Origin of the sequence: Candidatus Electronema sp. TJ, from assembly GCF_048287355.1 — a bacterium.
Taxonomy (GTDB): domain Bacteria; phylum Desulfobacterota; class Desulfobulbia; order Desulfobulbales; family Desulfobulbaceae; genus Electronema.
The window spans coordinates 1-6700 of record NZ_JBLWEP010000021.1; the positions used below are offsets into that span (position 1 = coordinate 1).

A 6700-nucleotide genomic window follows, 5' to 3' on the forward strand; every position below is an offset into this window, starting at 1 on the left:
TGATACGTGATCTGCATGGTGCCGTTCACCTGCTGGCAGATGGAGGAGATCATCTCCTCGGTGCAGTCCATCATGTCCTCGTAGGTGGCGTAGGCCTGATAGAACTCCAGCATGGTGAACTCCGGGTTGTGCCGCGTGGACAAGCCCTCGTTGCGGAAGTTGCGGTTGATCTCGAAGACGCGCTCGAAGCCGCCCACCAGCAGCCGCTTCAGATACAGCTCCGGGGCGATGCGCAGGTACAGCTCCATGTCCAGCGCGTTGTGGTGGGTGATGAAGGGCTTGGCTGCTGCGCCGCCGGGAATCGGATGCAGCATCGGCGTTTCCACTTCCATGAAGCCGCGATTGCTGAGAAAGGCCCGGATCAGGCGGATGATCTCCATGCGCTTGCGGAAGGTGCTGCGCACTTCTGGGTTGACGATCAGGTCAACGTAACGCTGGCGGTAGCGCGTCTCCACATCGGTCAGACCGTGGAACTTCTCCGGCAGCGGGCGCAGCGACTTGCAGATCATGTGCAGCTTGGTCGCCTCGATGGACGGCTCGCCGGTCTTGGTCTTGAACGGCCTGCCCTCCACGCCGACGATGTCGCCTGCGTCCCACTTCTTGAAGCGGCTGAACTGCTCTTCGCCGAGCACATCAAGGCGGGCGTAGACCTGAATGCGCGAGGTCTCATCCTGCAACTGAAAGAAGGCCGCCTTGCCGAACTTGCGCAGCACCATCACCCGGCCCGCCACGCGGCAGGACACGCCTTCCGGGGCGTGCGTCTCCGGCTCCAGGGCTTCAGCCTGCGGGAGGATGTCAGCTATATGCTGCGGGTGCTTGAAGTCGTTGCTGAAGAGCTTCACGCCGTCGTCGGCGAGGCTCTGCGCCTTTTCCCGGCGCTGCTTAAGGAGGCTGTTGAGATTGTCCATGATAGTGAAAGATGCAAGGCCGGGGCGAGCGGTGCGCGCCTCAGCCTTTGGTTGTTCTGAATGCCGCGTGCGGCAATGTGACGCAGGCCGGGGCGAACGCAGCAGTCCCCGGTCTGCGCCTCAGGCGTTATGGGGCAGTGATAATGTTCACTCTGACAGGCTCTATAATATTCTGCTCATCATCATCTTCAAGTATCAGCACCCCGCTGCCGTTGGGATTGCTGCTGGGATAATAACAAGGAAAGAGATCAAGCGGCGACACGGGGTAGCCGACGAACTCCGCTCCATACCGGCATGGAGCGGAGCATGGAGCAGACACCGTGTCCATGCTATCAGCATCCTTCGCCGTTGCCGTACAGAGCTTCTCCGGCGGAGACCCGATCACCACATTGCCGCCCGCCACCGGATCTTTGCTGTCCAGCGCGCCTTGATCAAGCAGGCTGCTGCCGTCAACGGGCTGGCCGATCACCACATTGCCGCCCTGCGCCGGAGCCTTGCTGTCCGGCCCGCTGATGAACAGGCTGGGTGCTGCTGCTTCCTCCATCCCTTGGAACGGATCAAAGAGACCGGCTCCTTCTGCTGAACCGCACAGCACCAGCAGCCCGGCGCAGCCTAAATACAGTTTGAACATCATCGCACCTCCTCATGCTGCCGCAACATGCGCCGCCGTCATCACTCCTGCTCAAGCCGCATCAGCCCCGCCGGGCCGCGCGGCGCAAAGCGGATGCGCAGGACGTGGCTGTTCTCCGTGCAAATGAGGGCGGATGACAGCGGCAGGGGATGCCGCCCCGCATGAGTTTACCTATCTGCGCGTTTTTTATCAAGCGGACAGTGCGATGAAGTTCCAGCATAGTGGAACTCCAAGTTGCAGCATACTGGAACTCAGTGTTGCAGCATACTGGAACTCAGGGTTGCAGCCTGCTGGAACTGAGTGTTGCAGCATACTGGAACTCAGAGTTGCAGCCTGCTGGAACTTAAGGTTGCAGCATGCTGGAACTCCGCAACCACCGCAGGGGCAAAAAACCTTCTGCCTTGGCTGGTCTTGCCCTGCGCACGGCAGGGCGGGGGGATGTGCGAGCGGCGAAAGATGAACGCGGCATTTCACCGCAGGGGCGGTTCTCGAACCGCCCTTACGGCTTACAAGTGCCTCGCCCGCAGCTGCGCCGACACCGCCTTGGTCAAGGCCAGCACCTTCTCGGCGCGGGCGCGGCTGAGCGAGCCGGTGCCGCAGCTGGGCGTGATCAGCATCTGCCGCAGCAGCGCGGGCAGGCCGCGTCCTGGCCGGACAAGCTGCGCCGCCTGTTCCTCCCAGAGCCGGACGAGCGAGTCCGCGCTTTCCTTGTCTATGTCCGCCGCGTTGCCGGTCGGGATGCCGCCCCAGGCAAGGATGCCGCCCCGGTCGAGATAGGCGTGCAGCGCAGCGCCCAGCGCAGCCAGCTTGTCGAAGAAGCTGTAGGCATCAAAGCTGAGGATGTCTATCCGCGAGGTGAGCAGCAGCTCCCATTCGGTGTTGGCGCAGACATGCAGCCCGGCCAGTGCGCCTGCCGCGTGGATGGCCTCGGCCACCTCGTTCAGCATCTCCTGCACAGCGGCGTTGCTCACCGAGATGAAGGCGGAGGATCCCAGCCCGGCCAGCGCAGGCTCGTCAATGAAGACGATCACCGGCAGGCCGCTGGCAGCGAGGAAGCGGGCCTGCCAGGCCGCCTTCATGGCAATGCCCTTGACAGCCATCTCCCGCACGGTGTCGTTGTAATAGCCAGCACGTCCCAGCCCGTCCTTGATGCCGGTGAGCATGGTGAAGGGGCCGGTCACCTGGCCTTTGACAGCGGCAGGACGGCTCGCGTCGGGGCTGCCGACTTGCAGGCGTTCGACGAGCTGATACAGGCCCTCGGCCCGCTCGCGGCTGACCCGGAAGCGCGAGGCGGCCAGCTTGTCCGGCTGCTCGTGCGCGGCCATGTAGTCCTCGTAGAAGGCGAGCTGCCGCGCCTCGAAGTCCGGGCCGCTGGTGTCAAAGAGGATGCGTCCTTCGGGCGAGGTCAGGTTCTCCTCGCGGATGCAGGGGATGCCCTCCGCGAACTGGGGCATCATCTGCTCAAGGGGATTGCCCGGCAGCTGCGGCCAGAGGGGAATCTCCGGCGTGGCCGCGAAGATCAGGTCCAACGCCTCGCGGTGGTCGTCCAGCGGCACAGAGCCGATCAGCACCGGCAGGCCGGAGGGAGTGAATTGAATGCGCATGAAATAACCTTCAGGATAGAGATGCCGAGCCGGGCTGCGCGTCCTTTTTCTCAGCTGGCTGCGGCACTAGTTTGGGGGCCAGATAACCAGCCTGACTGAAGCCCATGAGCGCGACAAGCTCCCACGGGACTTCCCATATCGCCCCGTCAAGCAGGCTCTTGGACACAAACAGGAGCAGCAGCAGCACTGTCCAGAACAGCATCTGCGCTTTGGCGAGGGACATGTGCCCGTCGCTGGCGTGGGCGCGGACCAAGTCTGTCAGACTTGGCGACGCGGCAGGGCTGCTCTCTGTCTTGCGCTCCGCCTGGTTGTCCTTCTGCAAGGCAGCCACGCCGCCAGTGACCAGAGACGCGCCCATCAAGGCAAGCAGCGACTGCGGTATGTTTGGAATATCAAGCCGGATGAGACCATAACTCAGCACGACAGAGCCTACGGCCACAGTCCAGCAGGCAACTTGCGTTTTGGCCAGCGACAGGTGGCCGTCTGCGCCGGACAGAAACAAGAGCGGCTTGTTCCGCGAGAGGCGGATCAGCGTCGCAAGCACCAGTCCGACAATGAAGAGCGTCCAAAGGACTGCGGCGGCGATGCTGCCGACATTGACTTCTCTTGCTCCAATGGCGACACGCTTCCCGTTATTCCATGACACGACCGGTGTCACCCTGGTCATGGATTTGCAGCCAAAGCTCATCTTGCTGACATCAAAGAGCATGAGCGTCCCTTGCTGTCTCGTTTGCTGCCCGCTGACCAGCTCTGTCCATTCTTGATGCGGAGCGATAGCAACAAGAGCGGCTTCCTCATCAGCTGCCTCTGCATGCTCTGCGGATGTGTCTTGCTTTAAATGGTTGCGGAGCAGGCGGAGCTGCGGCTTCTGATCCGAGGAGATGTTCGTTGTCACATACACACGGATCGGATGCGACTTCAGCTGCCCATCAGGCATATAGACTCGGAAGGATGCGGGTTCTCCCTCATCTGCCGCTGCAACCTGCGCAAAGGCAGACATCCCGGAGATGGTCATTGCCGCAATGACCCATGCTGAGACTCTCATGACTGGCTCCTTCAGTGGCTGCAGTTTTCCAGCAGCGCAGCGTGTCTTTCCTGTGCGCAGGAGGCATGGCAGCATCCGCTTTGGCCATAATCCCCGGCCAGCAAACCTTTGAATGACAGGTCTTCGTCAAGATCAGGCCAATGCAGCCCAAAGGGTGAAACCTCAATGTTGTTGAGCTGCGCCGGAGTGCCGCCAGCCAGACGGGGATTCCTCGCTGCCGGAAAGCGCAGCTCCAAGCCGCCCGCCATAGTCACAATGACATAGCCATCTTGAAATCTGGCGGCGACAGCATCAACCAAGGTGCTCATGCCATTTCTCCATAATTAAGTGCCTATGTTCTTCGGCGAGCCGCTGCGCGGATGAAAGCTCATGGAGCTTCATGCCTTGCGACTCCCGCAGCTCAACTTCATCCTCAATATCAAACACAGCTTCACCGCCGCCGTGCCGGACGTGCACATGAACGGGACGGTGCTCATTGCTGTAGAAGAAGAACTTGTAGCCATCTTTCTCAAAAACTATCGGCATGATTTCAGCTCCTTTCCAGCACCGCCACTGTCTCAATATGGCTGGTCTGCGGAAACATGTCTATGGGGATCAGACGGCGCAGCGCATAGCCCTTGCCGCAAAGCAGGGCAAGGTCGCGGGCGAGCGTGGCCGGATCGCAGGAGATATAGACAATGCGCTCTGCACGCAGCTCAGGCAGGAGCGCGGCTGCCGGGCCGATTCCGGCTCGCGGCGGATCAAGCAGGATGATCTCCGTGCGCTGCTGCTGCTTGATCATCTGCCGCAGGCTGTCAGACACATCAGCGGCAGAGAAGCGGGCCGCGACTCCGGCTGCCTCGGCATTGCGCCGCGCCCAGCGGACGCTCTCCGGGCTGCCTTCAATGCCTGTCACCGCGCCGCCTGCCAAGGCCAAGGGCACGGAGAAGTTGCCCATGCCGCAGTACAGATCCAGCACGCTTCTGCCGCGCACGTCTCCGGCCAAGTCCAAAGCCAGCGCGATCAACCGCGCATTCTGCTCTGGATTGACCTGCGAGAAGCAGCCGCCTGACCAAGACAGCACGCAGTCTTGTCCCGGCAGAACAATCTGCTGCGCCAGCGGCGCAGCAATGCCGCTCCGGGAATGGAGATGGCGAAAACCGCCTTCATTGATGCAGCCGATATGATCAATGCCGGGACAGGCGGCAAGAGCTTGCGCAGCAGCCTGAGGAGGCTGCCGCCTGCCCTTGACCAGGAGCGTCAGGGTGATGCGCCGGTCAGCGGGCGAGCAATGCAGCTCGGCTTCCTCAGTCAGCCCGCGCAGGCAGCGGCTGGCTGCCAGCTCGGCAACGGCGGCGTTGATCTCATCCGCCGCTGTCAGGCAGCAGCGGACTGCGACAAACTCGTTGCTTCTCTTCTTGAAAAAGCCGGGCTGACCGTCCGGGCTGATCTTCAGCCGCAGGCGGCAGCGGTATCCCCACTGCGCAGGTGAAGGCAGCACCTTTTCCACCCCATCTACAGGCAGAGGCACATGCGCCCGCCGCATCGTTTCTGCAGCAATCGCTTCCTTGATCCGCAGCTGCTCAGCGTAGCTGCCGTGCTGCAAGTCGCAGCCGCCGCATTCGCCATAGAGCGGGCAGTGCGGTGGCACCCGCTCCGCCGACGGCTCCAGCACCTGCTCCAACTCCGCTTCAATGCGGCCGGATTTCCGTCTGACCTCGCGCAGCTCCACACATTCGCCGGGCAGCACGAAGCCGGACAGGATCACCTGCCCGGCTGCCGTGCGGGCAAGCCCTTGGCCGCCCGCGATGAGTTTTTCGATGCGGACTGTGTGATGCACAGGCCGCGCTCAGTCGAGCAGATGCAACTCGACCCGCCGGTTTTTCGCCCGGCCTTCCTCTGTGCTGTTGTCAGCCACCGGATTGGCGGAGCCGTAGCCTTTGCTGACCATCAGCTCCCTCTTGATGCCTTGACCGCTGAGGAATTTACGCACTGCCTCGGCACGTCTCCCAGAGACGAGCTGGTTCCGCTCCGGGTTGCCGGAGTTGTCCGTATAGCCAGCGATCTCAAACTTTTTATTCGGCACTGCCTGCTTGAGCAGCGCGGCGGTGGCGGTCAGACTTTTCTGCGCCTCTTCAGTCAGGTTCGCTGTGCCAAGGGCGAAATTCACGCCGGACAGCACAATGGACTTGCTCGCCTCCGGGCAGCCCATCTTGTTGACCGCTGTTCCAGCCGGGGTGTCTGGGCAGAGATCTTCTGGGTCAACAGCTCCGTCGCCGTCGCTGTCCGCAGGCTGCTGCTGGACTGGATTCTGCTCCTGTGGATTCCCGACCGGAACCTGCTGCTCCTTGCTGTTTCTGAGCGTGTCTAATTCAGCCTGCAAGGCGGCCAGTTTCTGCTCCAGCTCGGCGGTCTTAACTTTGCCCGCCTCCAGCTCCTGGACCTGCTGCTGCTGTTGTGTCTGAGCCAATTTTTCCTGCGCGGTCTTCAGTTCGGCCTCCAAGGCGGCGGCTTTCTCCTGCGCAGCCTTGAG

The 6700-nt window shown here is 62.0% G+C and carries 8 protein-coding genes; all 8 read right to left on the reverse strand.

Features of this window, described 5'->3' with window-relative positions; genetic code table 11:
• Positions 1-908, reverse strand: a 908-nt coding sequence (locus ACNKID_RS02875; protein WP_417911927.1) for a lysine--tRNA ligase, incomplete at its 3' end; no start/stop codon positions are given.
• 127 nt (positions 909-1035) lie between these two features.
• On the reverse strand, positions 1036-1542 hold the full coding sequence (locus ACNKID_RS02880) for a hypothetical protein (protein ID WP_417911928.1): 507 nt from the start codon (positions 1540-1542) through the stop codon (positions 1036-1038).
• Between the two features lie 503 nt (positions 1543-2045).
• Positions 2046-3143, reverse strand: coding sequence for a hypothetical protein (locus tag ACNKID_RS02885; protein ID WP_417911929.1), 1098 nt, complete (start codon positions 3141-3143; stop codon positions 2046-2048).
• 10 nt (positions 3144-3153) lie between these two features.
• Positions 3154-4188: a hypothetical protein gene (locus ACNKID_RS02890; protein ID WP_417911930.1), complete on the reverse strand. Its 1035-nt coding sequence runs from the start codon at positions 4186-4188 to the stop codon at positions 3154-3156.
• A gap of 11 nt (positions 4189-4199) precedes the next feature.
• Positions 4200-4496 (reverse strand): DUF2442 domain-containing protein, encoded by a 297-nt coding sequence (locus ACNKID_RS02895; protein ID WP_417911931.1) that lies wholly within the window; start codon positions 4494-4496, stop codon positions 4200-4202.
• On the reverse strand, positions 4480-4713 hold the full coding sequence (locus ACNKID_RS02900) for a DUF4160 domain-containing protein (RefSeq protein ID WP_417911932.1): 234 nt from the start codon (positions 4711-4713) through the stop codon (positions 4480-4482). Before ACNKID_RS02900 ends, ACNKID_RS02895 begins: the two co-directional genes overlap by 17 nt.
• A 4-nt stretch (positions 4714-4717) precedes the next feature.
• The gene (locus ACNKID_RS02905) at positions 4718-6007 is read right to left on the reverse strand and encodes a class I SAM-dependent RNA methyltransferase (RefSeq protein WP_417911933.1); all 1290 of its coding nucleotides are present in this window, start codon (positions 6005-6007) and stop codon (positions 4718-4720) included.
• Positions 6008-6016: 9 nt separating this feature from the next.
• Positions 6017-6700: OmpA family protein (locus tag ACNKID_RS02910; RefSeq protein ID WP_417911934.1), on the reverse strand; the 684-nt coding region annotated here is incomplete at its 5' end.

Coding starts and splice junctions, on each gene's coding strand:
- ACNKID_RS02895 (WP_417911931.1), bottom strand. CDS start 4,496: ATGAGCACCTTGGTTGATGCTGTCGCCGCCAGATTTCAAGATGGCTAT.
- ACNKID_RS02900 (WP_417911932.1), bottom strand. CDS start 4,713: ATGCCGATAGTTTTTGAGAAAGATGGCTACAAGTTCTTCTTCTACAGC.
- ACNKID_RS02880 (WP_417911928.1), bottom strand. CDS start 1,542: ATGATGTTCAAACTGTATTTAGGCTGCGCCGGGCTGCTGGTGCTGTGC.
- ACNKID_RS02885 (WP_417911929.1), bottom strand. CDS start 3,143: ATGCGCATTCAATTCACTCCCTCCGGCCTGCCGGTGCTGATCGGCTCT.
- ACNKID_RS02890 (WP_417911930.1), bottom strand. CDS start 4,188: ATGAGAGTCTCAGCATGGGTCATTGCGGCAATGACCATCTCCGGGATG.